The organism is Desulfovibrio oxyclinae DSM 11498 (genome assembly GCF_000375485.1).
Taxonomy (GTDB): domain Bacteria; phylum Desulfobacterota; class Desulfovibrionia; order Desulfovibrionales; family Desulfovibrionaceae; genus Pseudodesulfovibrio; species Pseudodesulfovibrio oxyclinae.
The window spans coordinates 66,768-91,509 of sequence record NZ_AQXE01000002.1; the positions used below are offsets into that span (position 1 = coordinate 66,768).

General features: G+C 61.1%; 22 protein-coding genes. 6 read left to right on the forward strand and 16 right to left on the reverse strand.

Annotated elements, in window-relative coordinates:
- Positions 1–41: 41 nt before the first annotated feature.
- Together B149_RS0102950 and B149_RS0102955 are read left to right on the forward strand one after the other, a co-directional pair.
- Positions 42–410 carry a response regulator gene (locus B149_RS0102950; RefSeq protein WP_018123671.1) on the forward strand — a complete coding sequence of 123 codons (369 nt, stop codon included), beginning with the start codon at positions 42–44 and terminating at the stop codon, positions 408–410.
- 57 nt (positions 411–467) lie between these two features.
- Positions 468–3,545, forward strand: a complete 3,078-nt coding sequence (locus B149_RS0102955) for a chemotaxis protein CheA (protein WP_018123672.1) — start codon at positions 468–470, stop codon at positions 3,543–3,545.
- Positions 3,546–4,227: 682 nt separating this feature from the next.
- On the opposite strand, the gene trpA is transcribed toward B149_RS0102955, so the two are convergent.
- The 12 genes from trpA to B149_RS0103015 form a co-directional block, all read right to left on the reverse strand.
- A complete protein-coding gene (gene trpA / locus B149_RS0102960; RefSeq protein WP_169332902.1) occupies positions 4,228–4,995 on the reverse strand; it encodes a tryptophan synthase subunit alpha in 768 nt (255 codons plus the stop codon).
- A 9-nt stretch (positions 4,996–5,004) separates the two neighbouring features.
- On the reverse strand, positions 5,005–6,165 hold the full coding sequence (gene trpB, locus B149_RS0102965; RefSeq protein WP_018123674.1) for a tryptophan synthase subunit beta: 1,161 nt from the start codon (positions 6,163–6,165) through the stop codon (positions 5,005–5,007).
- Complete coding sequence (locus tag B149_RS0102970; protein ID WP_018123675.1) at positions 6,162–6,803, reverse strand: phosphoribosylanthranilate isomerase; 642 nt, start codon at positions 6,801–6,803, stop codon at positions 6,162–6,164. Before B149_RS0102970 ends, trpB begins: the two co-directional genes overlap by 4 nt.
- Positions 6,800–7,576, reverse strand: a complete 777-nt coding sequence (locus tag B149_RS0102975; RefSeq protein ID WP_018123676.1) for an indole-3-glycerol phosphate synthase TrpC — start codon at positions 7,574–7,576, stop codon at positions 6,800–6,802. Before B149_RS0102975 ends, B149_RS0102970 begins: the two co-directional genes overlap by 4 nt.
- Positions 7,566–8,576 (reverse strand): anthranilate phosphoribosyltransferase, encoded by a 1,011-nt coding sequence (gene trpD / locus B149_RS0102980; protein ID WP_018123677.1) that lies wholly within the window; start codon positions 8,574–8,576, stop codon positions 7,566–7,568. Before trpD ends, B149_RS0102975 begins: the two co-directional genes overlap by 11 nt.
- Before the next feature lie 11 nt (positions 8,577–8,587).
- Complete coding sequence (locus tag B149_RS0102985) at positions 8,588–9,160, reverse strand: anthranilate synthase component II (RefSeq protein WP_018123678.1); 573 nt, start codon at positions 9,158–9,160, stop codon at positions 8,588–8,590.
- A complete protein-coding gene (locus B149_RS0102990; protein WP_018123679.1) occupies positions 9,141–10,565 on the reverse strand; it encodes an anthranilate synthase component I family protein in 1,425 nt (474 codons plus the stop codon). Before B149_RS0102990 ends, B149_RS0102985 begins: the two co-directional genes overlap by 20 nt.
- A gap of 90 nt (positions 10,566–10,655) precedes the next feature.
- Positions 10,656–11,444 (reverse strand): prephenate dehydrogenase, encoded by a 789-nt coding sequence (locus B149_RS0102995; RefSeq protein WP_018123680.1) that lies wholly within the window; start codon positions 11,442–11,444, stop codon positions 10,656–10,658.
- The gene (gene aroA / locus B149_RS0103000; protein WP_018123681.1) at positions 11,444–12,799 is read right to left on the reverse strand and encodes a 3-phosphoshikimate 1-carboxyvinyltransferase; all 1,356 of its coding nucleotides are present in this window, start codon (positions 12,797–12,799) and stop codon (positions 11,444–11,446) included. The genes B149_RS0102995 and aroA overlap by 1 nt, the downstream gene beginning before the upstream one ends.
- A 5-nt stretch (positions 12,800–12,804) precedes the next feature.
- Positions 12,805–13,896, reverse strand: coding sequence for a prephenate dehydratase (pheA, locus tag B149_RS16240; RefSeq protein WP_018123682.1), 1,092 nt, complete (start codon positions 13,894–13,896; stop codon positions 12,805–12,807).
- A gap of 2 nt (positions 13,897–13,898) precedes the next feature.
- Positions 13,899–14,873, reverse strand: a complete 975-nt coding sequence (locus tag B149_RS0103010) for a 3-dehydroquinate synthase II family protein (protein WP_018123683.1) — start codon at positions 14,871–14,873, stop codon at positions 13,899–13,901.
- 13 nt (positions 14,874–14,886) lie between these two features.
- On the reverse strand, positions 14,887–15,684 hold the full coding sequence (locus tag B149_RS0103015; RefSeq protein ID WP_018123684.1) for a 2-amino-3,7-dideoxy-D-threo-hept-6-ulosonate synthase: 798 nt from the start codon (positions 15,682–15,684) through the stop codon (positions 14,887–14,889).
- Between the two features lie 511 nt (positions 15,685–16,195).
- On the opposite strand from B149_RS0103015, the gene B149_RS0103020 reads away from it, so the two are divergent.
- The 3 genes from B149_RS0103020 to B149_RS0103030 are packed head-to-tail and all read left to right on the forward strand — an operon-like array spanning position 16,196 to position 19,206.
- On the forward strand, positions 16,196–17,557 hold the full coding sequence (locus tag B149_RS0103020) for an ammonium transporter (protein ID WP_020397808.1): 1,362 nt from the start codon (positions 16,196–16,198) through the stop codon (positions 17,555–17,557).
- A 34-nt stretch (positions 17,558–17,591) separates the two neighbouring features.
- Positions 17,592–17,924, forward strand: coding sequence for a P-II family nitrogen regulator (locus B149_RS0103025; RefSeq protein WP_018123687.1), 333 nt, complete (start codon positions 17,592–17,594; stop codon positions 17,922–17,924).
- 25 nt (positions 17,925–17,949) lie between these two features.
- A complete protein-coding gene (locus B149_RS0103030) occupies positions 17,950–19,206 on the forward strand; it encodes an EAL domain-containing protein (protein WP_018123688.1) in 1,257 nt (418 codons plus the stop codon).
- A 2-nt stretch (positions 19,207–19,208) separates the two neighbouring features.
- Here B149_RS0103030 and B149_RS16245 read toward each other — a convergent pair whose 3' ends face one another.
- Positions 19,209–21,485, reverse strand: a complete 2,277-nt coding sequence (locus B149_RS16245; protein WP_018123689.1) for a PP2C family protein-serine/threonine phosphatase — start codon at positions 21,483–21,485, stop codon at positions 19,209–19,211.
- 199 nt (positions 21,486–21,684) lie between these two features.
- Between B149_RS16245 and B149_RS17715 the strand changes: the two genes are divergently transcribed.
- Entirely contained in the window at positions 21,685–22,188 is a 504-nt protein-coding gene (locus tag B149_RS17715) for a Spy/CpxP family protein refolding chaperone (RefSeq protein WP_018123690.1), read from the forward strand.
- 79 nt (positions 22,189–22,267) lie between these two features.
- Here B149_RS17715 and metK read toward each other — a convergent pair whose 3' ends face one another.
- The 3 genes from metK to panC are packed head-to-tail and all read right to left on the reverse strand — an operon-like array spanning position 22,268 to position 24,704.
- Complete coding sequence (metK, locus tag B149_RS0103045; protein WP_018123691.1) at positions 22,268–23,440, reverse strand: methionine adenosyltransferase; 1,173 nt, start codon at positions 23,438–23,440, stop codon at positions 22,268–22,270.
- A 24-nt stretch (positions 23,441–23,464) separates the two neighbouring features.
- Positions 23,465–23,851: an aspartate 1-decarboxylase gene (panD, locus tag B149_RS0103050; protein WP_018123692.1), complete on the reverse strand. Its 387-nt coding sequence runs from the start codon at positions 23,849–23,851 to the stop codon at positions 23,465–23,467.
- Between the two features lie 4 nt (positions 23,852–23,855).
- The gene (gene panC, locus B149_RS0103055; protein WP_018123693.1) at positions 23,856–24,704 is read right to left on the reverse strand and encodes a pantoate--beta-alanine ligase; all 849 of its coding nucleotides are present in this window, start codon (positions 24,702–24,704) and stop codon (positions 23,856–23,858) included.
- Between the last annotated feature and the right edge of the window lie 38 nt (positions 24,705–24,742).

Below are 24,742 nucleotides of genomic sequence, written 5' to 3' on the forward strand. Positions count from 1 at the left end.
GTTAGAGTCAAAAGGGACAAAGTCTTCCAAACGGGGGAACAATGGCTAAACATATTTTGATAGTGGACGATTCAAAGACGGTACGGAACCTTGTGGCCTTCATCATGAAGAAGGAGGGATTCAAGGTGACCACGGCCGAGGACGGTCTTGACGGGCTGGAGAAGCTCTACGGGGCCGGTGAGGTGGACCTGATCGTTTCCGACGTGAACATGCCACGGATGGACGGTCTTACCTACATAAAGACGTTGCGTGAACAGGACGCCTACAAGGACATCCCCATCATCGTCCTCTCCACCGAAGGGCAGGACAAGGACATCGAGGCGGGATTGACGCTCGGCGCAAACCTGTACATGGTAAAACCGGCGCAGCCGGAAAAGCTGGTGCGCAACGTCAAGATGCTTCTGGGATAGCAGTCGCGGGCCCGCTCCTACCGGGGCCGGCGTACTGCATCAATCAGGGAGAACAGGATGAGTCAGGATTTTCTGGATCCGGAAATATTGGCCGACTTTTTCATGGAGGCCAAGGAACACCTTGAAACCATTGAGCCGAATCTACTCGAACTGGAGCAGAACCCGGATAATCTGGGCCTGCTCAACGAGATATTCCGGCCCATGCATTCGCTCAAGGGAGCTTCCGGTTTTTTGGGTCTGAACAAGATCAACGGCCTCGCGCACAAAGCCGAGAACATCCTGGACGAACTGCGTCAGGGATCGCTGACCGTTTCTTCGGCCATTATGGACCTCATCCTTTCGGCCACGGACGCCTTGAGGAACATGGTCGAGAATCTGGAGGCGTACGGTTCCGAAGGGGATCTGGACACCACCCCCATCATCAACCGGCTGGACGCCGCACTCGCCGGCGAACTGGAGCCTGAAGCCGAGGCAGCACCGGCTCAGGAGTCTCAGCCCGTCCAACAGCCAGCAGAAGCCATTGCCGAGCCGCCGACAGCGCCGGAAGCGGTCGAGGCCGCAGCGCCCGCGCCTCAGGATACAGTAACCGAGCAACCGGAGAGCAGGCCCATGCCCGAGTTCACCCCCGTCCCGGACCCGGATTTTGACCCGACTCCCTACTCCCTCACCACCGTTGGAGAAGGGCATCTTTCCGATTTTCTCGAAGAGGCTCAGGAGATCATCGAGAACCTGAACAGCTCTCTGCTTGCGCTGGAAGGCAATCCCGACGGCAACAGCGAGCTGGTAAACGATACCTTCCGCTATTTCCACAACCTCAAGGGCAACAGCGGCATCATCGGATTCAAGGAGCTCAACGGTCTCACCCATGAGGCGGAGACGCTGCTCAATTACGTAAGAAAGGGCGAAATGCCCTGCACGCAGCAGATCGTGGACCTCATGCTCTATGTTGTGGACCGTATCGAGGAACTCGTGAACAAGGTCGAGGTGGAAGAAGGTCGCGTTACGCCTCTGGACATCAGTATGCTTGTGCAGGTGCTTCAGAAAGTCACGGAGACCGGCGATCCCGCATATGCGAGCATCATCCTCGGCGAAAGCGGGGAAACCTCGGCTCAAGCCGCGCCGGAAAAGGCCCCGGAAACAAAAGCTCAGTCCGCCCAGAGCGGGCAGGAAGAAACCAGTCAGGAAGCGCCAGTGCAGGAATTCGATCCCGAGGACGCAGAACTTTTCGAACAGACCATCAGCCAGCAGATTCAGGCTGCGGTCCAGGCCCTGAAGATGTTGCGCGATGACTCCTCCCAGAGCGAGGTGGTCAACGGCCTTTTCCGTTCCCTCCAGACCATTCAGAACTCTGCGGGATACATGGGATTCGGCGATATACGCACTTACGCCGAGCGCACGCTGGGCCTTGTGGATCAGGGCCGCAAGTCCGACATGGATTTTGGCCTCATGCTGGACCTGCTGGATCAGGAATTCGACATTTTGAAGGATATGCTGGACGCCGCACTCGAAACCGTGCGCCAGTCCATGGATCCGAGCGCGCAAAGCAACGAGCACGAAGGCGCCTCGCCTGAACCGGAACCGGTTGCTGCTCCGAAGCCCAAGCCCGAAGTCTCCGCCGAAGCCGCTCCGGAACCGAAACCCGAGCCCGCCCCGGCCCCGCAGCCCGCACCCGAGCCGGAACAGAAAGCCGAACCGGCTCCGGAACCCGCGGCTGAAACGGTAAAGCCCGCGGCACAGCCCAAGCAGGCGGAAAACACGCCCGCCCAGTCCACAAGGAGTGCGATGAGCAATGTCAAAGCCGCCGTGCAGGCGGATCAGGGGAACAACGCTTCCGCTGCTCCGGCCAAGCACAAGGCGTCAACCACCATCCGCGTTGACCATCACCGGCTCGACCATCTCATGAACCTGATCGGTGAGCTGATCATCAACCGCAACCGCTATTCCATGCTCGCCCGCGCCCTTGAAGAAGGGGAGGAAGAAGTCCACGTCGTCGCCCAGCAGCTTACCGAGACCACTTACGCCATGGCGAGGATTTCCGACGACCTTCAGGACACCATCATGAAGGTGCGCATGGTCCCGGTGCAGACAGTCTTCTCCCGCTTCCCGCGTCTCGTGCGCGACCTCAGCCGCAAGAGCGGCAAGCAGGTCGAGCTCATCATGGAAGGCGAAGAAACCGAACTCGACAAGAGCGTGGTCGAAGAGATCGGCGATCCGCTCGTCCATCTCGTGCGAAACGCCGTGGACCACGGCCTCGAAGATGAACAGGAACGCGTCCAGAACGGCAAGAGCGTCAAAGGACACGTCTGGCTGCGCGCCTACCACAAGGGCAACTCCGTCGCCATCGAAGTCGAAGATGACGGCCGCGGCATCGACCCCGACCGCATGCGCGCCACCGCCGTGAAAAAAGGCGTCATGTCACAGGAAGAAGTCAACGCCCTTGATGACCGCGAGGCCATCGAACTCATATTCCACCCCGGCTTCTCGTCCGCAGACAAGATCACCGACATCTCCGGCCGAGGCGTCGGCATGGATGTGGTCAAGACCAATATCAAGAACCTCAAGGGCAGCGTGCACACGCAGTCCGAAGTGGGCAAGGGAACCAAACTCACCCTGACCCTGCCGCTGACCCTCGCCATCATCGACGCCCTCATGGTGCAGGTGGCAGGCGACACATTCGCCATCCCTCTCGACGCAGTCTCCGAGACCACCAAGCTTGAACGCTCCAAACTCTCGGACGTCAACAGCCGTAAAGCAGCCACTATGCGAGGCGAAGTGCTCGGCATCGTCGAACTCGCCGAGCTGCTGGACCTCGCCCCCAGCTCAGAAGAACGAGATATCCTGCCCGTCGTCGTCATCCACGACAACGACCGCAGACTCGGACTGGTCGTGGACCGCCTCCTTGAACGGCAGGAAATCGTCATCAAGCCGCTTGGCCAATATCTCAACAACTTCAACCTCAAAGGCCTGTCCGGCGCCACCATCATGGGCGACGGTTCCGTGGTGCTCATCCTTGACCCCCACGAAGTCTACAGCCTGTCCACACAACTCACCCGCCAGCCCGGCGGCGGCTCCGGCAATGAGCGCCAACAGCAAGTGCGAGGCTCCGACGCCCAAGCGCTGCCCTCAGGTAAATAAGTCTCAGCGAGAAGAATACAAAAAAGGCCGGACTGTAACAGTCCGGCCTTTTTTGTGCCTCCGGCGGCTCAAGAACCCTTTTGCAAAAGGGTTCTTGAGAATCTCCCAAAATCATTTGGCTTGCCAAGCCGCATTGGGCTTTCGCAAAGCGTCAAGCGTGAAGGCGGCTTGGTCTGTATATTGACGGCGGTTTTTTGTTCTGAGGGATGTAACAAGCCTAAGTAGTTCCAAACCGCGTAGCAAAGACGTAAAGAATACAAATCCCCGTCAGCGGGGTTGCAGCTCAGACGCGAGTAATGCGTTCGCATGAGCTCAGCAGCTGCAACTCCGCTGACACCCAGGGATTCCAAAGGGGGCTCGCCCCTTTGGTCCGCCTGAAGGGCCCGCCGGAGGCATTGCTGCGGCACTTGGTTGACTGGGAAAGAAGGTTATTAGGGAGTCCAGAGGGAGCTCTGTGCGCCGAACAAGCCCCATCAGACTGACCTCTGTTACAGGAGCCCTTTAGCCAAACTCCACAGAATCATAAATCCCCGTCAGCGGGGTTGCAGCTCAGACGCGAGTAATGCGTTCGCATGAGCCCAACAGCTGCAACTCCGCTGACAACCCAGGGATTCCAAAGGGGGCCCGCCCCTTTGGTCCGCCTGAAGGGCCCGCCGGAGGTACCCAGGGTCCTGCCTTCGCATTATTTCCAGCGCTCCATGAATGATGTGCAGGTTCCGCCTTCGTTGATGTGGTTGATAAGGGCAGATCCGAACACGGCGGCGTCGGCGAGTCCCTGCAACTCTTCGAGTTGTTCGGGTTTGTGGATGCCGAAGCCGAGTGCGATGGGAATATCGAAAGCGGCTTTGGCTTCTTGCAGTTTTTGTAGAACCTCTGCGGGCAGTTCGTCGCGTTGGCCGGTAGTGCCGAGAACGGAGACGAAGTAGCAGAAGCCGTTGCCGCATTCGGCGTAGAGTTTCATGCGTTCGGGGCCGGTGTTGAGTCCTACGAGGGGAATGAGCGACACGCCGTGTGCATCAAGGGTCTCGCGCAGTTCGGTGGACTCGTCGGCTGGCATGTCGGCGATGATCAGGCCGCTGACCCCTGCCTGTTCGCAGCGTTTGGCGAAGCGTTTCGGGCCGTATTGGAGGACGGGATTCAGATAACCCATGAGCAGCAGCCCGGCATTGAAGCGGCCTTTGCGTTCAATGAGACCGTCGAGGATGTAGTCGAGGTTTACGCCCAGTTCCAGCGAGTGCAGGGAGGCGGCTTCCACGGCGGGGCCGTCAGCGACCGGATCGGAGAAGGGCATACCTATTTCGATGACGGACGCTCCGGCGTTGTCCAGCGCTTCCAGCTCGGTCCAGAAGCGGTCGAGGTCCGGGAATCCGGCGGGGAGAAAGGGGATCAGAGCGGTGCGGCCCTGTGCGTTGGCCTCCCGGATGCGCTTGGTCAGAATTGAAGTCATGATGCGTCTCCTTTAGATGAGGCCCGCGACGATGCCCATGTCTTTGTCGCCGCGTCCGGAAAGGTTCACGAGAATGTGCTGTCCCTGAAGATCGTCCGCGTTTTCCAGCGCCCATGCCAGTGCGTGGGAGGATTCGAGTGCGGGGATGATGCCTTCGCGGCGGGCCAGCAGCTTGAAGGCGTTCAGGGCCTGTGAATCGTTGATGGTAACGTATTCCGCGCGACCGCTCTGTTGCAACCCCGCGTGTTCCGGGCCCACGCCGGGGTAGTCCAGTCCGGGGGCGATGGAGTGCGAGGGCAGAATCTGGCCTTCGTCGGTCTGGAGAAGGCGGGTGCGCATGCCGTGCAGCACGCCTTCGGTGCCGAGGTTCAGGGGGGCGGAATTGTGGCAGCCTTCTTCGCCGGAGCCTGCGGCCTCGACGCCCACCAGCCGTACGGATTCGTCTGGGACGAAGTGGTGGAACGCGCCGATGGCGTTGGAGCCGCCGCCCACGCATGCGGAAACCGCGTCGGGCAGACGTCCGGTGCGGTCGAGAAACTGCTGTCTGGCTTCCTCGCTGATGACGGCCTGAAGCTCGCGCACGAGCAGCGGGAACGGATGCGGACCGGCCGCCGTACCGAAGCAGTAGTGAGTATCGCTCTGGGTGGCGATCCAGCGACGCAGGGCGGCATTGATGGCGTCCTTGAGGGTGCGCGTGCCGGACTCCACCGGGATGATCTCGGCCCCGAGCACTTCCATGCGGCGGACGTTGGGTTCTTGCCGTTCCACGTCCTTGGCACCCATGTAGACAAGGCATTTCATGTCCATCATGGCGGCGGCGGTGGCTACGGCAACACCGTTCATTCCCGCGCCGGTCTCGGTCAGCAATACTTTCTTGCCCATCTTGCGGGCCAACAGCGCCTGTCCGAGGGTGTTGTTGATCTTGTGCGCACCCGAATGGTTCAGATCCTCACGCTTGAGCCAGATGTTGACGCCCGTGTCCTTGGAAAGGTTGGGGCACGGCGTCAGCGCCGAAGGACGGCCTACATTGTCCTTGAGCAGCCGTTTGAAATCGTTCTGGAAATCCTCTGTGTAGAGAATCTCGTCCATTGCCCGTTCAAGCTCGATGAGCGGCGGCATGAGCAGTTCAGGTACGAACTGACCGCCGAAGTCGCCAAAGTATCCTTTTTTCATGACTCTTCCCTCAACCGGGAGAAAAGGTCCCGGATTTTTTTACTGTCCTTGATTCCCGGCTCGGACTCGACGCTCGAATTGAGATCCAGTCCACAGGCTCCTGATTCGAGAGCGCCCTGCACGTTGTGGCTTCCGATGTTGCCTGCAAGGAACCATGGTTTAATTATTTCGAGTGTTTGCAGTTTAGTAAAATCAAAGCTTTCCCCGTGCCCGCCGCCTTTTTTTCCGGCATCAAACAGGAGGTGTTTGCAGTGGGGGGAGAACCGGTCCACTTCGTCCTGAAGTGTTGTTGCTGAATCGTGTCGCTGCGGCCACAGTACCTTGATGACTCGGTCGCGGCCGACGGCTTCGCAGGTTTTGGGATCATGGTCGCCATGCAACTGGGCCATATCGAGGCGGCATTCGTCCATGATGTCGAGGATTTCCTGCGCGTCCTGACGGACGAACACGCCGACCTTGGCCGGGAAACCCTCGGGGACGGAACGCACGAAAGCCGGGGCCGCGCAGCGAGGGCTGGGGGGGTGGAAGATGAAACCGACCATGTCCACGCCGAGGGCGGTGCAGAGCTTCACGTCTTCCATGCGCGTCATGCCGCAGACTTTGATCAGCGGTCGGGGACGGCTTCCATGCAGCTTCATTCCACTGCTCCCGTCAGGTAGTCCAGTTTTGCGCCCGGAGCCTCGGCGAGCATCAGGCTGGTGCCGACCAGCACCGCGTCAAAGCCCATGGTCGCGACTTCCTCAACCTGCTTTCGGGTGTCCACGCCGCTGGCGCTGATCCAGAGTTCACCCTCGGCCTTGTCCTGCACCAGCCTGCGTGAAATATCCAGCGTGGTGGTCAGGGTGCCGAGATCCCGGTTGTTCACCTGAATCACATCCGCTTCGGCTTCGCGGGAGTGTTTCAGGTCGGCTTCGTCAAAGACTTCCACGACCGGGGTCAGTCCTGCGGATTTGGCAAGGCGGACCATGTCCCGAAGCTCGGCGGAAGTTTCGAACATCCTTGCAATGAGCAGCACTGCCGAGGCCGGGGTCGAGGCGGTCTGGGCGATCTGCAGCGGGTCGAGGATGAAGTCCTTTCGCAGCAGAGGCAGTCTGCAGGTCTGGCGAGCCATGAACAGGTATTCCGGAGCGCCGCCGAAGTATTCAGGCTCCGTGAGTACAGACATGGCGGCGGCCCCGTGGCGTTCGTACAGCTCGGCGGTGTCGAGGATGTTGGCGTGCTCACGAAGCTGACCCTTTGATGGCGATTTGGGCTTGAACTCCGCAATCACCGCGCCGGGACCGTGCGTGCGGATGGCGTCGATGAAGGAAGGCCGCTCGCCGTTGAAAGCGGCGGGGATGCGGCCTTGCGCGAACTCCGCGTGCAGCATGTCTATCTCGGCCTGTTTCGCCTTGCGGAACTTATCCAGCATTGGGGATGCCTCCGGAGAGCCCTTCGTTGACCTTGTCTCGCGCAATGTCCGCGCACTCGCGCATGGTGCCTTCGCCAAGCAGGTTCAGGCAAGCCGCGAGGTTCACCGCCACCATGTCCATCATGGCTCTTGGGCCGTTCCCGTCAAGGATTTCCCGCAGCACCGCAACGGCCTGTGCCCGGTCCTGCACGCGCACGTCGTCGGGAGAGTGTGCCTTGAACCCCATCCTGTCGGGGTTGATGGTAGTCTTTTCCATGATTCCGTCATGGATGAAGTAGCCGCGTGCCGGACCGAAGGTGGTCACCTCGTCGAATCCGCCGGTGCCGGAGATGACGAAGGCGCGGTCCACGCCGGTGAGCAGCAGGGACTCGCCCATGATCTGGAGCCTTTCAGGGTCGCCCACGCCCATGAGCTGGTGCGAAGGACGGGCCGGGTTCAGCAGGGGACCCATGAAGTTGAAGACCGTGCGGATGCCCAGCGCCTGACGGATGGGCATGACGTGCTTGAAGGCCGGGTGGTAGGCCGGGGCGAAGAGGAAGGTGAAGTTGGCCGCGTCGAGCTGCTTGGCGGCTTCCTCCGGAGTGTTCTCAATGGGTACGCCAATGTCTTCAAGAGCGTCCGCGCTGCCGCAGGAGGATGACAGGGCGCGGTTGCCGTGTTTGGCCACGCAGTGTCCCATGTCCGCAAGGAACAGGGCGGTGGCGGTGGAGCAGTTGAAGCTCATGGAACCGTCGCCGCCGGTGCCGCAGGTGTCGATGACCGGCTTGCCGTTGGGGCCATCGTAACCGGGAATCTTCAGGGCGCGATCCAGTCCGGCGCGCACGCCTGCGGCGATGTCGGTGGAGTCCTCGCCCTTGGCGCGAAGTCCCATGAGGAAAGCTCCGGCCTGTGCGGGATGCAGGTCGCCGTTCATGAGCCTGTCGAACATGGCGCTGGCCTGTTCGTCGGTGAGGCTTTCGCCCTTTGCCAGAGTGTCCAGTATGTTTGCTGGTGTCGTCATCTCGGGCCTCCTTACAGACCGCTGATGTTCAGGAAGTTCTTGAGCAGCTTCGGGCCGTCCGGAGTCAGGATGGACTCCGGGTGGAACTGCACGCCGTGCCACGGCCTGTCGCGGTACTTGAGTCCCATGATCTCGCCGCGGCCAGCGGTTGCGGTCACGTCGAAGGCCTTGGTGCCGTTCGGTTCCACGATGAGGGAGTGGTAACGGCAGACTTCCATGCCGGAGGGCAGCCCTTCGAACAGGCCTTCGTTTTCGTGAAACACCTTGGACGTCTTGCCGTGCATGATGCGCCCTGCGCGCGTGACCTTGGCCCCTGCATGATGGCCGAGACACTGGTGACCGAGGCAGACGCCCAGCACCGGCACCACGTGCGGCAGACGGTTCAGGAATTCGAGGCAGTAGCCTGCGTTGCCGGGATTGCTGGGGCCGGGGGAGATGCACACACGGTCGAGACGCCCGTCCGCGGCCATGTCCAGCAGTTCGGGTCTGTCGTTCTTCACCACAACCGGGTCGGCTCCGAGTTGCTGGAAGGCCTGCACCAGATTGAAGGTGAACGAGTCGTAGTTATCTATGAGCAAAAACATCGGTTCCTCCGCGTCCGTTGATGACTTCCATGAGAACGCGCGCCTTGTTGCGGCATTCCTCCCATTCCTTCTCGGGCACCGAATCGTGAACGATGCCCGCGCCGGCCTGCCAGTGGCACTGACCATTGCGGACCCACAGGCTGCGGATGGTAATGCCCGTGTCGAGGCTGACCGAATCCGAGTCGAGGCCGAGGAAGCCGATGCAGCCGCCGTAGGGGCCGCGCTCCTGCGGTTCCATTTCGGAGATGATCTCCATGGCCCGGACCTTGGGAGCGCCAGAGAGCGTACCGGCGGGGAAAGTGGCCCGGAGCACGTCCACCGCGTCCAGTCCGTCCTGAAGCTCGCCTTCTACATAGGAGGTCAGGTGCATGACGTGGGAGAAACGCTCCACATTCATGAACCGCTTCACTTCCACGGTGCCGGGGTTGGAGATGCGGCCAAGGTCGTTGCGGCCCAGATCCACCAGCATGACGTGTTCGGCGCGTTCCTTGGGGTCGGCCAGCAACTCGTCGGCAAGGGCGAGGTCTTCGCTCTCGTTGCCGCCGCGCGGACGGGTTCCGGCGATGGGACGCACTTCGAGTCGTCCCTCTTCGCAGCGGACCATCATCTCCGGCGAGGAGCCGAGCAGGGTGCCGTCGCAACCGGGGAGCTTCATGTAGAACATGAACGGCGAGGGGTTGGCCTGCCTGAGCCTGCGGTAGATGCGGAAGGGATCGTCCGGCAGAGGCACAGTGAAGCGCGTGGAAAGCACGGCCTGAATGCATTCGCCGTCCGCGATGAGCTCCTTGGTCTTTTCCACGGCGCGCAGGTAGTCGTCACGCTCGGGGTACATCTGCGGCTCGCTGGCTTCCGGTGCAGCGAGGTCGGTGCCCCATTCGGCGGCAACCGGACGCGGCACGGAACCCTTGTCCAGCGACAGGTAGCAGCAGGAGTGGCGCAGGTGGTCGAACAGCACCATCTGGCCGGGCAGGTTCAGGCAGGCTTCTGCGTCTTCGGGCTTAACGCTCTCCGCCAGCTTGGGTTCGAGCATTCCGGCGATGCCGTATCCGAGGTAGCCGTAAAGGCCGCGCGTCAGGGCGGGCAGCGGGCCGTCGTCGGTTTCCTGTTCCACGGCAACGGCGCGCAGCACACGGCGCAGACCGTCAAGGAAGTTCATGCCCGAGAACTTTTCCAGCGGCTTGAGGCGTTCGTCCGTAGCTTCCACGGCGAGCTTGCCGTTCTCGGGACGCAGCGAAAGGCGGAAGTCCCATGCGATGAGGGTGTAGCGTCCAAGTCTTCCGTCCACCTCGGCGGATTCCAGCAGAATGCCGGGGGCGTCGCCCACCAGCCCGAGATACAGGCTGATGGGGGTCTGGACGTCCGCCGGGAGCCATTTCCCGTACTGTTTGAGTTGAATGGGTTTCATCGTTCCTCCGTTTATGGTTTGACAAAAAACAAAAAGGCCGCATCCGGGAGGGATGCGGCCTTGAAACCTGAGTTCAGTGTTGCCTTCGTGCTAGTCCGGTTCTCGGATGCACCCCTCCCCTGTATTGTCTTCGCGCCACCACCACTGGGCGAGGGAGGTCAGCAGATCGAAGTCCCCGCCGGCGGCGAGGGACAGGAAGGACATGAAACCGCGAGCGGTTTCCTGAAGATAGGGGTTGGCCTCGGAGATGTCCGCAAAGAGTTCGGAGTCTTGCGTGAGCATCTTGCGGGCGGCGTCGAGGCGGCGGTTGAAGGAGGGGGTCACGAACTTGTCCGCGTTGGGCAGGCGCGAGGCCATGCCGAGGTAGGCGGCGGTGGTGATGTAGTTCAGCCCCTGGATGGCGGCCATGGCGCGATCATGTTCTTCGGCGGTGGTCATGAAGGTGTCGTACCCGCAGGCTTCGAAGAGGGCGGCCACCCGATTCGCGGCATCCGTGTCACGGCCTTCGGCCACGGCAACGCGCGGCTCGAAGCCTTCCGGGATTACCGGTCCGAAGAGGGGGTGGGTGCCCACCACGGGGCCGCCGTGCGCGTCCATCATTTCCTTCATGGGTTTGACCTTCACCGAGCAGACGTCCGCCAGCACGGTGTCGGGTTGCAGGTTTTCCTTTAGCGTGCCCAGCACGGAAGGAAAAGCCGTTACCGGAATACATAGCAGCAGCAGGTCGCAACCGGCAACGATTTCGGCGACCTCTGCCGGCTTTGTTTCACAATCGTAACCTTGCACGTGGGCACCGGTCGCGCGGAACCGTTCCATGAGCAGCGCGCCCATCTGGCCGTCCGAGCCGGCCACGGCTATGCGGGCAAACGCGGGCTGCATCAGTCCTGCCCCTCCATGATGATATTCCATGCGTCGTGGAAGCCGGGGAAGGACTTGCCGACGCAGGCCGGGTTATCCAGATCCACGTCGATACCCGCCAGCCCGAAGATGGACATGCTCATGGCGATGCGATGGTCGCCGTAGGTCTCGAAACCGACAGTGCCGCTGTCCGGAAGCGGTTTCGGGTCGATGCGGATGCCGTCCTCGAACAGCTCCACGCCGCAGCCGGTCTTGGCGATCTGGTCGGCGCAGGCCTGTAGCCGGTCCGACTCCTTGATGCGCAGGTGCGCCACATTGGTGATGGTGGTGGGGCTGACCGCGAAGGCCGCCGCCACGGCCACGGTGGGCACGATGTCCGGGCATTTGCCCATGTCCACGGTGATGCCGCGCAACTTGCGGGGGTAGATGGTCACGCCCTTGTCCGGGGTGACGTTGATGCCCGCGCCCATCTGAGCGAGGATGTCGATGATGGCCCGGTCGCCCTGAAGTGAATCGGCAGTGACGCCGCGGATGTTCACGGCCTTTTTGCCCACGGCTCCGGCCGCGAGGAAGTAGGAGGCGTTGCTCCAGTCGCCTTCCACGCGGTAGTCGGTGCAGCGGTATCCGCCGGGACGGACCACGAAGCGCAGCGCGCCCGGTTCCACGGTGCGGATGGCCTTCCACGGAGTGTCGGTCCACTGGCCGCCCTGGAGCGTCTGCACCGAGAAGTCGGCCTTGAAGTCTTCCATGATGCGCAGGGTCAGGGCCACATAAGGCCAGGACACGGCTTTCTTTCCCGCGACGTTGATGATGGTTTCGGAGTCGGAAAGGGGCGCACCGAGCAACAGGCCGGAGAGGTACTGGCTGGATTCCTCAAGGGTGATATCCACCGGCCCCTTGCCGTAGCCCGCGCTGTCCATGACGAACGGCAGGAAGCCCTGTTCCACTTCGTAGGTGATGTCCACGCCGAGTGCGGTAAGGGCGTCGCAGAGTTCCTTCATGGGACGCTCCTGCATCCGGGGCGCTCCGTCGGCGCGAAAGCGGCCGCGTCCTGCGGCGGCAACGGCGGTCATAAGCCGGGCGGTGGTGCCGGATTCGTGAAAATACATCTGCGCCGGAGCCGCGTCCTTGTCCTTGCCGTCGTGATTGCCACCCTTTGGCCCGACCTCGGTGCCGGTGACGGCCACGGCGCCGTTGTCCATGTCCTCGAAGGTGATGCCGCAGGCTTCAAGGCAGCCTCTGGTGCGGTGGATGTCGTCGCTGTCCAGCAGACCGGAGATGACCGAGCGGCCGGGTGCCAGTGCGCCGGCGATAAGCGTGCGGTGCGACAGGGATTTGGAGGCCGGGGCCTGTATGATGATGGTGTCGTTCTGCATTGTCGTTAGACCTCCGTTCCCTTGGGCGCGGCGGGGTAGGTCCCCAGGACGCGCAGGGTGTGGCACTGCTCGCGCAGCATGTTCAGCATGGACTCGTACCCGCTGGTGCTCAGGTCGCATTCGAGGTCGGTGAAGAAGACGTACTTCCACTTTTCGCCCCGGAACGGACGTGATTCCAGTTTGGTCATGTTGATGCCCCTGCCCGCCAGCGTGTTGAGCACTCCGGCGAGGGAGCCGGGACGGTCCGGCAACGTAAAAAGGATGCTGGTCTTGTCGCGCCGCTCCTCGCGGGAGGGGGAGGGGCCGATGACCAGAAAGCGGGTCCAGTTGTCCGGGTGGTCCTCGATGCGGCTGGAGAGCACGTTCAGGTCGTGCAGTTCGGCCAGCTGTTCGTGTCCCACCACGGCGGCGTTCGGACGCTGGGCGGCGACCTTGGCGGCCGCGGCCGTGGAGTCTGCGGTGAAGCGCGGCACGCCCTTGAGGTGCGTGTTGAGCCAGTCGCGGCATTGTTCCAGCGGCTGCGTGTGGGAATGGACTTCGCTGATCTCGTCGAGGGATTCCGCACGGCTCATGAGGCTGTGGCTGATGCGCACATACAGTTCGGACTGGATGAAAACGGGATACTTCATGAAAAGGTCCACCACCTGCCCCACGGTGCCTTCAAGGGAATTTTCCAGCGGGACCACGCCCAGTTCCGCGCCTTCGTCGGCCACGGCCCGGAAGATGTCCTCGAAATTGTCCTTGGGAGTGAGGTGCTGGGAGTGGCCCATGTGAGTCAGGGCGGCCACGTGGGAAAAGGTCCCTTCGGGGCCGAGATAGACCGTGCGCTCGGGGCGCTGTAGCCTGCGGGACGAAGACATGATCTCGCGGTAGATGGAGCGCAGGTGCTTTTCCGGCAGCGGGCCGGGGTTGCCGCCGGCGATGCGGTCCATGACTTCCTTCTCGCGGAAGGGAGCGTAGATGGGCTCGTCGCGTTCGGACTTCCAGCGGCCCACGTCGAGGCTCACCCGGGCGCGGGCGTTGAGGACGTCGATGAGCTGCTTGTCCAGCTTGTCGATTTCCTCGCGGAGCTTGTTCAGATTGGTATCGCCGCTCATGGCTAGCCTTCCTTGATTTCCTCTTTGACACGCATGCCGAAATGGCGTCCAGCCTCGTCGGTGGCGGCCAGAATCCTGTCGCCTTCCTTCAGCGTGACCACGCTTACGGGCTCGCCGGATTCGGAGACCACGCGGATGGTTTCGGCGTTCTGCAGGAAAACCTGTCCCTTGGCGCCGGATTCGGTCTCTGCCTCGATGAGCAGCATGGGCCGCACTTCGGTTTTGCAGCGGCCGACGGTGGCGAGGCCGGTCTGGCCGTCCGCGCCCACGATGAGGACGTCGTTGCCCGAGGAAAGTTCTTCAAGATAGTTGGTGCGGTCGCCCGGCATTTTGCAGTAGGCGTGCACCGCGCCCGCGTTGATGCGGAAGGGGCGGGCCGCGACGTAGGGGTTGGATTCGGTTTCGGCGTGGACGAGGAAAGTGAAGGCGGAAGAGTTGCCAACGAGCATTCCCTGTCCTTTCTTGAGGATGGAGATGGTGTCCACGCATACGCGATGGCCGAGGCCCGCGGAAGCGATTCTGGTGATGGTGGCCGGTGCGAGTTCCACGGTTCCCTGCGCAAGTTTGAGTTCGGAGACGATGTCCTTGAGGTCGGCGGCCGCTTCGGGGAGGACCACGATGGTCTCGGCGCCGCGTTCCAGAATTCCTGCGGCGAGCCGGGCCCGTTCGAGGCTTTCCACTTCGAGCGCCACGTCAGGCACCTGCGCGAGGATGTTCTCTACCGGGATGATCTCCCAGCCCTTTTCAAGGATGACGTTTTCTCCGGCCTGCATACGGGCCACGGCGGTTTCCTCGTCGGCCTTCTCGTTCACGGCAAGGGTGGACATTTCCTTGGTGGTGACGACGTCCACGCGACCGAGCGCCTTGATGTCGTCCACCATGTCCGGTTCGGCCAGAACAGCGTCCACGCCGGATTCCAGCGCGAGGGTGAGCAGGGTCTTGTCGAAGGGAACGGCCTTGAAGATGATGCGTTTCATGTCCGGATGATCCTTATTCCCCGACGTGTGCGAGGGCGTCTTCCACGTTCACGTCCTGATGGACGACCATGTTCAGGGCTTCGCAGAGGCGGGTGGGGTCGCTGTGCTGGAACACGTTGCGTCCAACCGAAAGACCCGCGCCGCCTGCCTGGATGGAGTCGTGCACCATTTGCAGGAAGTCGCGGGTGGAGTCGAGCTTGGGGCCGCCCGCGATGACCACGGGGATGCAGCAGGAGTCACAGACCTTGGTAAAGGTCTCGGGATCACCGGTGTAGCAGACCTTGACCACGTCCGCGCCCAGCTCGGTACCCACGCGGGCGCAGTGGGCCACCACTTCGGGGTCGTATTCATTGGGAACCTTGGGGCCGCGGGCGTAGACCATGGCCAGCAGGGGGATGCCCCATTCGGCGGCGGAGGCGGAAACTTTTCCGAAATCGTTGAGCATTCTGGCTTCGGTTTCGTCGCCGAGGTTGCAGTGGATGCTGACTGCGTCGGCTCCGAGGCGGATGGCGTCTTCGACTGTGGCGACGAGGGTCTTGGCGTTGGGGAAGGGGGATATGGATGTGGAGGCGGAGAGGTGGACAATGAGGCCGATGTCGCGGCCTTCGGCTCGGTGGCCGCATCGGACGAGACCCTTGTGTTCGATGACGGCGTTGGCCCCGCCCTCGACGACTCTGGATACCGCGTCCTTCATGTCCACCAGCCCGTCTATGGGCCCGACCGTGACGCCATGATCCATGGGGACCACGATGGTTCTTCCGGTGTTTCGGTTGAAGATGCGCTCCAACCGGATGGCTTTGCCTATGTGCATTTTCCAGTCTCCTTTGCTTTTGGAACCGCCAACATCCTGCGGCCCCTGCCCTTTTCACCGAACGAAAAAAGGGGCCGCCGGCTTTCCGCCCGCGGCCCCTTTGAGGTTGTTTTCAGGTTCTCCCTGCTACAACACACCCTCTCCGGAAACGCGGACGCGTCCGTACCAAAACCAAAAATACAGGTAGGTAAAGAGGGAGTAGTTGGCAAAGATTTTGTTCATGTCTTTTGACCTATGCGAAAGCCGGTCCCGATGTCAACAAGGAATTTAACTTCATGTAAAATGACAAAAATGGATATGATTGGTTTTGTGTTTGATTCAAGATTTCTAAAAAGTGATTATTTTGTAAAACAGAACAATAGAAGCTGTTCTAAAGTGTACAAAAATGTGCAACTTGATGATGGTGTGGATTGAGGAGTTTTAAATTGCTCAATTAAAATGGGTAGTTAGTGGTTTTGGCATCAAGCTTGCCTTGAGAGGGCATCAACGCAACCTTTCAAGGAGGACCACTATGCTTTCAATTCTGCGGAACCCGGTCGGCAAAAACGCTCGTTTGGCCGTCGCCGCGGCTGTCATGAGTGCCACGTTCCTCCCCGCGTGGGCACATGCGGGGGACGCGGAGTTCCTGACCCAGTCGAACGCCAACATCCTTTGGACTCTCGTCGCCGCCATTCTGGTCATGCTCATGCAGGCAGGATTCGGATGTGTCGAGGCAGGTTTTACTCGCGCAAAGAGTGCGGGTAACATCATGATGAAAAACTTCCTCGACTTTTCGGCGGGGACGGTCATCTTTTTCCTCTTTGGCTTCGCGCTCATGTTCGGCACGGACATGGGGGGCTTCATAGGCACCTCCGGGTTCAGCCTCGGCGGCGTTGCCGAAGGTGATCTGCCCTGGACCTATACCTTCTGGTTCTTCCAGAGCGTATTTGCCGCCACTGCCGCCACCATCGTTTCCGGAGGCATGGCCGAGCGCACCAAATTCGGCACCTACGTCGTGGTCAGCGCCCTCGTCACCGGCTTGATCTACCCCATCTCCGGCCACTGGGCCTGGGGGAGCCTGTGGCTCGGCGATGCTGGCGCGGGCTGGCTCGAAGGTCTGGGATTCAACGACTTTGCAGGATCTTCCGTAGTCCACTCCGTGGGCGGCTGGCTGGCTCTGGCCGGTGCCATGGTGCTCGGACCCCGCGTGGGCAAGTACACCGAAGACGGTAAGGCCAAGGCCATTCCCGGTCACAACATCCCGCTTGCCGGTCTGGGCGTGTTCATCCTGTGGTTCGGTTGGTTCGGCTTCAACCCCGGCTCCACCACCACTGCTGACAACACCATCGGCATGATCGCCATGAACACTTCCCTGGCGGCGGCAGGCGGCGTGCTCGGCGCAATGTTTATCTCCTGGTTCCGTTTCGGCAAGCCGGACATCTCCATGACCATGAACGGCGCCCTTGCAGGACTGGTCGGCATCACCGCCGGTTGCGCCACCGTCGGCCCCGGTTCCTCGATCGTCATCGGTCTCATCGCCGGTCTGCTCGTGGTGCTCTCCATTGAATTCATCGACAAGGTGCTCAAGATCGACGATCCCGTCGGCGCATCCAGCGTGCACGGCGTGTGCGGCGCATGGGGAACCCTTGCCTGCGGTCTGTTCAACATCGACGGCGGCCTGTTCTTCGGCGGCGGTTTCAAGCTCCTGGGCGTGCAGCTCATCGGCGTTGGCGCCTTCTTTGTCTGGGCCTTCGGTGTCGGCTGGGTGATGTTCTCCATCCTCAAGGGTCTCATGGGCCTCAGGGTCAAGAAGGACGAGGAACTCAAGGGTCTCGATATCGCCGAGCACGGTTCCGAATCCTACAACGGCTTCCAGCTCTTCACCACCGAATAGCCGGAATAGAACTGAAATCAAAGGAGAAAGAACCATGAAGCTGGTTATCGCATACATCCGGCCCGAACGTCTGAACGACGTGAAGCAGGCCCTCTACGCCAAGGAAATCTACTCCATGACCGTCACCAACGTCCTCGGCTCCGGCCGTCAGAAAGGGTTCACCGAAACCTGGCGCGGCGTGACCATGGAAGTGAATCTGCTGAAGAAGGTTCGACTGGAGATCGGTGTCAACGAAGACTTCCTGGAACCTGCCATCGACGCCATCAAGTCCGCCGGTCAGACCGGCAACGAAGGCGACGGCGTGATCTTCGTGGTGGAACTGGCCCGCGCCCTGCGCATCCGCACCGAAGAAGACGGCATCCTCTAACCAAATGAAAAAAGGAATGACGGGCATGGAAGACGGTTTCCCCGATGTACGGAAAATCCTCGAAGCCGGATCGGTAAAGACGCTCTTTCAGCCCGTCGTTTCCATATCCCGGCGCTCGGTCTTCGCGGTGGAGGCCCTCTCCAGAGGCCTTGAGCCGGACACCCACGAGATTATCCCCCCGGCGCTGCTGTTCGGCAGGGCCGGGGGCGGTCTCGGAACAGAGCTGGACGCCATGTGCAGCCGCAAGGCACTGGAAGCCTTCGGCCCCGTCCATCACGACGACGGCGGCGTCATGCTCTCGCTGAACACCGATGTCTCCGTATTAGAATACGGCTCGCGCGGCTCACACGCCCTGAACCGCATGGTCAAGGACATCGGGGTTTCCCCGAACAACGTCATTCTGGAACTGGTGGAGTCAAAGGCTGCGGACCTCTCCGCGCTAATGGATTTCGTGAGTTACTACCGACGCAGAGGCTTTCTCATAGCCCTTGACGACGTGGGCGCGGGGCACTCCAATCTGGATCGCATTCCGCTTCTGAAACCGGATGTCCTCAAACTGGACAGGTCGCTCATTTCCGGGGTTCATGAACACTTCCACAAGCTTGAAATCGTGCGCTGCCTCGTGCGACTGGCGGCACGGATCGGCGCGTTGGTCGTGGCCGAAGGCGTGGAAACCCCTGAGGAAGCGCTGTGTGTACTGGATTGCGGGGTGGACCTGCATCAGGGGTTTCTCTACGCCGTCCCGGAGCAACCGGGTTCAAGCTGTCGCGGAGCCATACGCATGGCCGAAGAAGTGGCGGCAGGGCACCGGGCGCGCAGCACGCGGCGAATCAGCGGACGGCACGAGCACAGCGCGGCGATGGACGCCGTGATGCTTTCGCTCTGCATGCGGCTGGCAGCCATTCCTCTGGACAGGATGGACGAGGAGCTTGCCGGGTGCATCGAAGAAGGGCCGGGCCTCGAATGCATGTATGTGCTGGATATTCGGGGCGCACAGGTCACGTCCACCGTCTGCGACCCCGACGTGCTCATGCGGACCAGGCGAGTGCTCTATGCCCCGGCGGAAGTCGGCGCGGATCACTCGCTCAAGGACTACTACATTCCCATCCGTGCGGGCCTGCCCAAACATGTGACGCGTCCATACATTTCGCTTGCTTCAGGGAACCGCTGCATGACCTACGCGAGAAAATTCCGGCACTCTCCATCCGGGGTGGATCTCATTCTGTGCGTGGACATGACCGCATTCGAAGCGGAGCCGTTCTGCGTATCCATGGACGAGTAGGCTCAGTAGTTCATTTCCTCGGGAGTCGGCGGCTCCGCCTGATCTGAGAAGCCCACGCGGAAGACGGCGCAGGTGACGTCGTCGTCCTGCGGCGCGTCACCCCTGAAGTCGTGAAGGTCCTCGAAGATGGCGGCCAGTACATTGACGGCTGAAGCGCTCGCATTCTCACGCATAAGGGTCATGAGACGCTCCTTGCCGTACATCTCCTCGTCGGGAGACTTGGTTTCCCAGATACCGTCGGTGCCGACCAGAATCACCATCCCTTCTTCCAACTCGCGGCTGCGAAGTTCGAAGGTTGCATCCGGCGTGACGCCCAGCGGCAGGCCGTCGCCCCCCAATTCCTCGAAGCTGTCGGTTGCCGGGTCAAAGAGCAGGGCGGGATCGTGTCCTGCGCGAACCCAACTCACGCGGCGATTCTGGTCGAATTCCAAAAGGAAAAGGGTCATGAAGCGACCGGTGCCGTCCACGTCTTCGGAGACAAGCTGGTTGACCGAGCGCATGATCTCGTCCAGGGGCTGGTCGGCGGCGGCGCGAGAGCGCAGATAGGCCCGGACCGAGGCCATCATCAGCGCGGCCGGGATGCCGTGGCCAGTGACGTCGCCAACCGCGGCAAGAATCCTTTCGCCTTCGGCTCCCCTGATGATGAATCCGTAATAATCGCCGCCGGTTTCATCGCAGTAGGCGCTGTCGGCAGCCACGTCGTATACGTTGCTCTCCGGGGGCGCTGCAGGCAGCAGGTCCTGTTGAACCTGTTGCGCCACTTCGAGTGCGTTTTTGATGGCGACGCGCTCGCGCAGTTCCGGAACCATCTGGTTGAAGGCGTGGCTGAGCTGGCCGATCTCGTCCGTGGACCGCACCGTGGCGCGGGTGTTGAAATTGCCCAGCGCGACGCTGCGCACGGCAGAAGCCAGCTCGATGAGATTGCGCGTGTAGAGTCTGGAGAGAATCATCGCCACGCCGATTACCAGTCCGGCCACGACGAGAATGATGATACCCATTTCCTGCGTATGCTCGTGGACCTGTGCGAGAACGAATTCGCGGGCCTGTGTGGCGTCGCGGACCACGTCCGCCCTCGGAACGATGAGCAGCAGCGAGGTGCCGGTATCGTCCACCGGAGAGAAGGCCCAGAGGGTGTCGTGCTCGTCACCGGCGATGTGGGTCATGCCGGTTTCCCCTTTACGTATTCGCTCAAGGACTGCGGCAAAGGATTCATTCCCCGGTCTGGAGAGGGATTTTTTCCCTTCCGGCACCATCCAGTTGCCCTGGCGCTGCTCGCGGGTGGAGGTCTCTCTTGCGAGAATCTTGAGCTTGTCCGGGGCCTGATCGTCTTCTCCGTCGGGCCGCACGAGAAGAGCTTCCGAGTCTCCGGAATACATGTCGGCCTTGTGCCTGCGGCCGAGCAGGGAGTCGATGGGGACGACTATGCTGAGGTTACCCATGGTTTTCCCCATCGTGTCCCTTATGGGTGCGGTGATGCGAAACGACATTCGCTTCGTGAGTTCGTCCGGACCGGGCTGCGACCAGGCAAGGCGGGTTTGCAGCTCCTGTCCCACGGGCGGGCCCAGCGGCGTCCTGCTGCGCATGCCGTGCAATCCGCTTCGCATCCGGTCAAGCATCTCCTCGGACATCATGCCGTCCGCCATGCCGCCGTGCATCATGCCTCCCATGCGGCCACCATGCATCATGCCTCCCATGCCCATGCCCGGAGCACGGTCGGGAGCGGCCTCAAGCCCGGGATACATGACGGTGGCGCCGTTCTCCAGATGCACACGTACCCAGAGCACGAGATTTGGGTAGTCGAACTTGATGCGACCGAGAAGGGGCACCAGAGATTCCAGCGCCTTGGTGGCGTTGCTCTCGGAGGCGGCTTCGTTCGGGGTGAAAACGCCCAGCTCTCGGAAATTCACTTTCAGCGGGACCGTGGAGTCGTTTCCGAGTCGCAGAACGTAGTCCTCAAGATAGGGGATCGTATCTTCGGGCGGGGAAAAATCAGGGTTTGGGGCGGTGTGGGAGTGTCCGTAGAGCACGCCTTCGATCTTGGAGGCCAGCAGAATCGATGCGGCTTCAAGCAACTGACGTTCCCGGCGCAGGATTCGGGCGTGGTCCTTTGCGATGCGCTCCAGACCGGACCCGGCCTTGCGTACCAGCGTGTCCTCGCTTTGTTCCGCGAGTGTGCCGCCAAGTTCGGTAATGTCCTCCCGAACGCTCAACTGAACGGCCAGCAGCGGTATGAGTGCTATGGAAAGCAAGAGGATGAGCAGCTTGAAACGGATGCGCATGGTCTCTCCCGATGAGGTTGCAGGTCCTGAAGCACGCTTGGCGGCGTGAATGCGGATTTCTCTTTTCTATCCACGGGAGGCGATTGTGGCAACCTTGTGCAGAAAATGATTACCGAACAAATCTTCTGCTTGATAATAATGCGAAATGGAATTCAGCATGGTATGGTGGCCTCCAAAATAGAATCAGGAGGTTCAAACCATGAAGAAGACACTTGCAATCCTGCTTGGACTTGGCCTTTCCCTTATCACCGCACAGGCGTTCGCTCAGATGGGGTCCGGACATATGATGGACGGCTCCCGTTACGGTGGTGGATACGGACTCACCGAGGAGCAGATTGAAGCATCCCGCGAGATTCACGCCAAGTATCAGGACTCCTTTGCGGAGCTTTCGGAAAAGATTTGGTCCAAGCGGGCCCAGATATCCGGCGAGCTCGCAAAGGACAATGTGGATCGCGGTCGGGTGGAGAAGCTTGCCGGTGAAGTGGGCGACCTTATGTCCAAGGGCTACCAGATGCGCGTGAAGATGTTCATGGACATGCGCGAGAAGGGCCTGTCCTTCGGTGCCTGCTCCGGCATGATGGGCGGCGGCATGATGGGCGGCGGCATGATGCACGGTGGCATGATGGGCGGCGGTTACCACGGCGGCATGATGGGCGGTGGCATGAAGCGCGGCTACCATGACTACCATGGATACGGAAACTAGCGACTCGCCATGCTGAACGGATAAAGAAAAAAAGGGCGGATGCCGAAGCATCCGCCCTTTGTCTTTTCTTGTGCCGCCGCTAGATCTTGCAGGCGGTGCGCAGGTCGTCCACTGCGTCGGTCTGTTCCCACTGGAATTCGGGAAGCTCGCGACCGAAGTGGCCGTAGTTGGTGGTCTTGCGGAAGATGGGGCGGTGAAGCTTCAGGCGCTCCTGAATGTAGTAGGGGCGCAGGTCGAAGACTTCGTTCACTGCCTTGGTCAGCACGTCGTCGGGCACCTGTCCGGTGCCGCGGGAGCTGACCACCACGGAGACCGGTTCGGCCACGCCGATGGCGTAGGCGATCTGGACTTCGCATTCGTCCGCGAGTCCGGCTGCCACGATGTTCTTGGCAACGTAGCGGGCCATGTAGGCGCCGGAGCGGTCCACCTTGGACGGGTCCTTGCCGGAGAACGCGCCGCCGCCGTGCGCGCCGGCGCCGCCGTAGGTGTCGTTGATGATCTTGCGGCCGGTCAGTCCTGCGTCGCCCACGGGGCCACCGATGACGAAACGTCCGGTGGGGTTAATGTAGGTCTTGATCTTGTCGTCCACCAGATGCTCGGGCAGGGTCTTCATGACCACTTCGCGCATGATGGCTTCCTGCAGGTCGGCATACGAGATGTTTTCGTCATGCTGGGTGGAGACGACCACGTTGTCGATGCGGCTGGGCTTGCCGTCCTCGAATTCCACGCAGACCTGGGTCTTGCCGTCCGGGCGCAGGAAGTCCAGCACGCCTTTCTTGCGAACGTAGGTCAGGCGGCGGGAGAGCTTGTGCGCGTAGTAGATGGGGGTCGGCATCAGGCTCGGGGTTTCGTTGGTAGCGAAACCGAACATCATGCCCTGGTCACCTGCGCCCTGCTCCTCGGGGCTCTTGCGGTCAACGCCCTGAGCGATGTCCGGAGACTGCTTGTCGATGGAAGAGATGACTGCGCAGGTCTCCCAGTCGAAGCCCATCTTGTCGGAGCTGTTGTACCCGATGTCCTTGATGGTGTTGCGGACGATGTCGGGGAAGTCGGCGTAGGCAGTGGTGGAAATCTCACCCGCGATGAAGGCCATGCCGGTGGTTACGAGCGTTTCGCATGCCACGCGACAGTTCGGATCCTCTGCCATGATGGCGTCGAGGATGGCGTCGGAAATCTGGTCGGCCACTTTGTCGGGGTGTCCTTCTGTCACGGACTCGGACGTGAACAGGTACTTGCCTTTGGGAAAAAGCATCGATTCCTCCTTCAGTATCTATTTTTACGATGCATTGGGTACAACGTTTATTTCGTAGTCGATAGTCTCTTGGATGGAGTTGTCGGGCCCGGCGATGATCACCTTGGGCTTTGCGCCGATCATTTCGGATTCGTCCAGCCACTGGTAGGTGGCGATGATGATCCGCTGACCCTTGCTCCCCTTGTGCGCAGCCGCTCCGTTCATGCATATCTCCCCGGGGCCGCCGGGGATGGCATAGGTGGAGAGACGTTCTCCGTTGTCGAGATTGTAAATGTCGACCCGCTCAAAAGGGAGGATGCCCGCGGCTTCCAGCAGCTTCGTGTCGATGGACAGGCTGCCGTGATACTCCAGCTTCGCACAGGTTATTGTTGCGCCGTGTATTTTGGCGCTGAGAAAGTTTCTCTGGGACACAGGCTTACACCTCTATTGAAAAATTGTCTATCAGTCGAGCCCGACTCATGAATATAGCTACCGCGATGAGGGCTTTCTGCCGAACTTCGTTCACGTTTGCAAGAGTTTCGGGATCGACTATTTCGATATAATCGGGCCTGCCGCCTGGAACCTTGGCCGCCAGCTCGTCGCGGATGAATCGCTTGAGGGTTTCGGCGTTCGTGGTGCCGGACTTCGCCTTTTCTGCGGCGCTGCGCAGGACGACGTGGATATTCGGCGCGTTGCGACGCTCCTCTTCGGTAAGGTAGACGTTGCGGGAACTCAGTGCAAGGCCGTCCGCCTCTCGCACGATGGGGTGCCCCGTGATCTCCACCGGAATGTTCAGGTCGCGGACCATGCGGCGGATGATGGCCAGCTGCTGCCAGTCCTTCTGGCCGAATACCGCGACTTTCGGCCGCGCGAGCATGAACAGCTTGCAGACCACGGTGCATACGCCGCGGAAATGATCCGGGCGGGATGCGCCGCACAAGCCCTTGGCCATTTCGGGAACCTGAATCCAGGTGCCGTGGTCAGGGTCGTACATGCCTCCCGGCTCGGGAACGAACAGGACGTCCGCGCCGTGCTCTTCGGCCAGACGCGCGTCGCGTTCCTCGTCGCGGGGGTAGGTCTCAAGGTCCTCGCCGGGACCGAACTGTGTGGGATTGACGAAAAGCGAAACGACGAGCTTGTCGCAGCGCTTGCGGCAGTCATCCATGAGGCTCAGGTGTCCTTCATGGAAATAGCCCATGGTGGGGACGAGGCCGATACGCCGGCCTTTGCTTTCCCAGTCCATGCACAGCTGCTGCAGTTCTCTGGGATGACGTATGATTTTCATTGCGATCTTCCCGGGCGGTTTGATGCCATTCCCGGCCT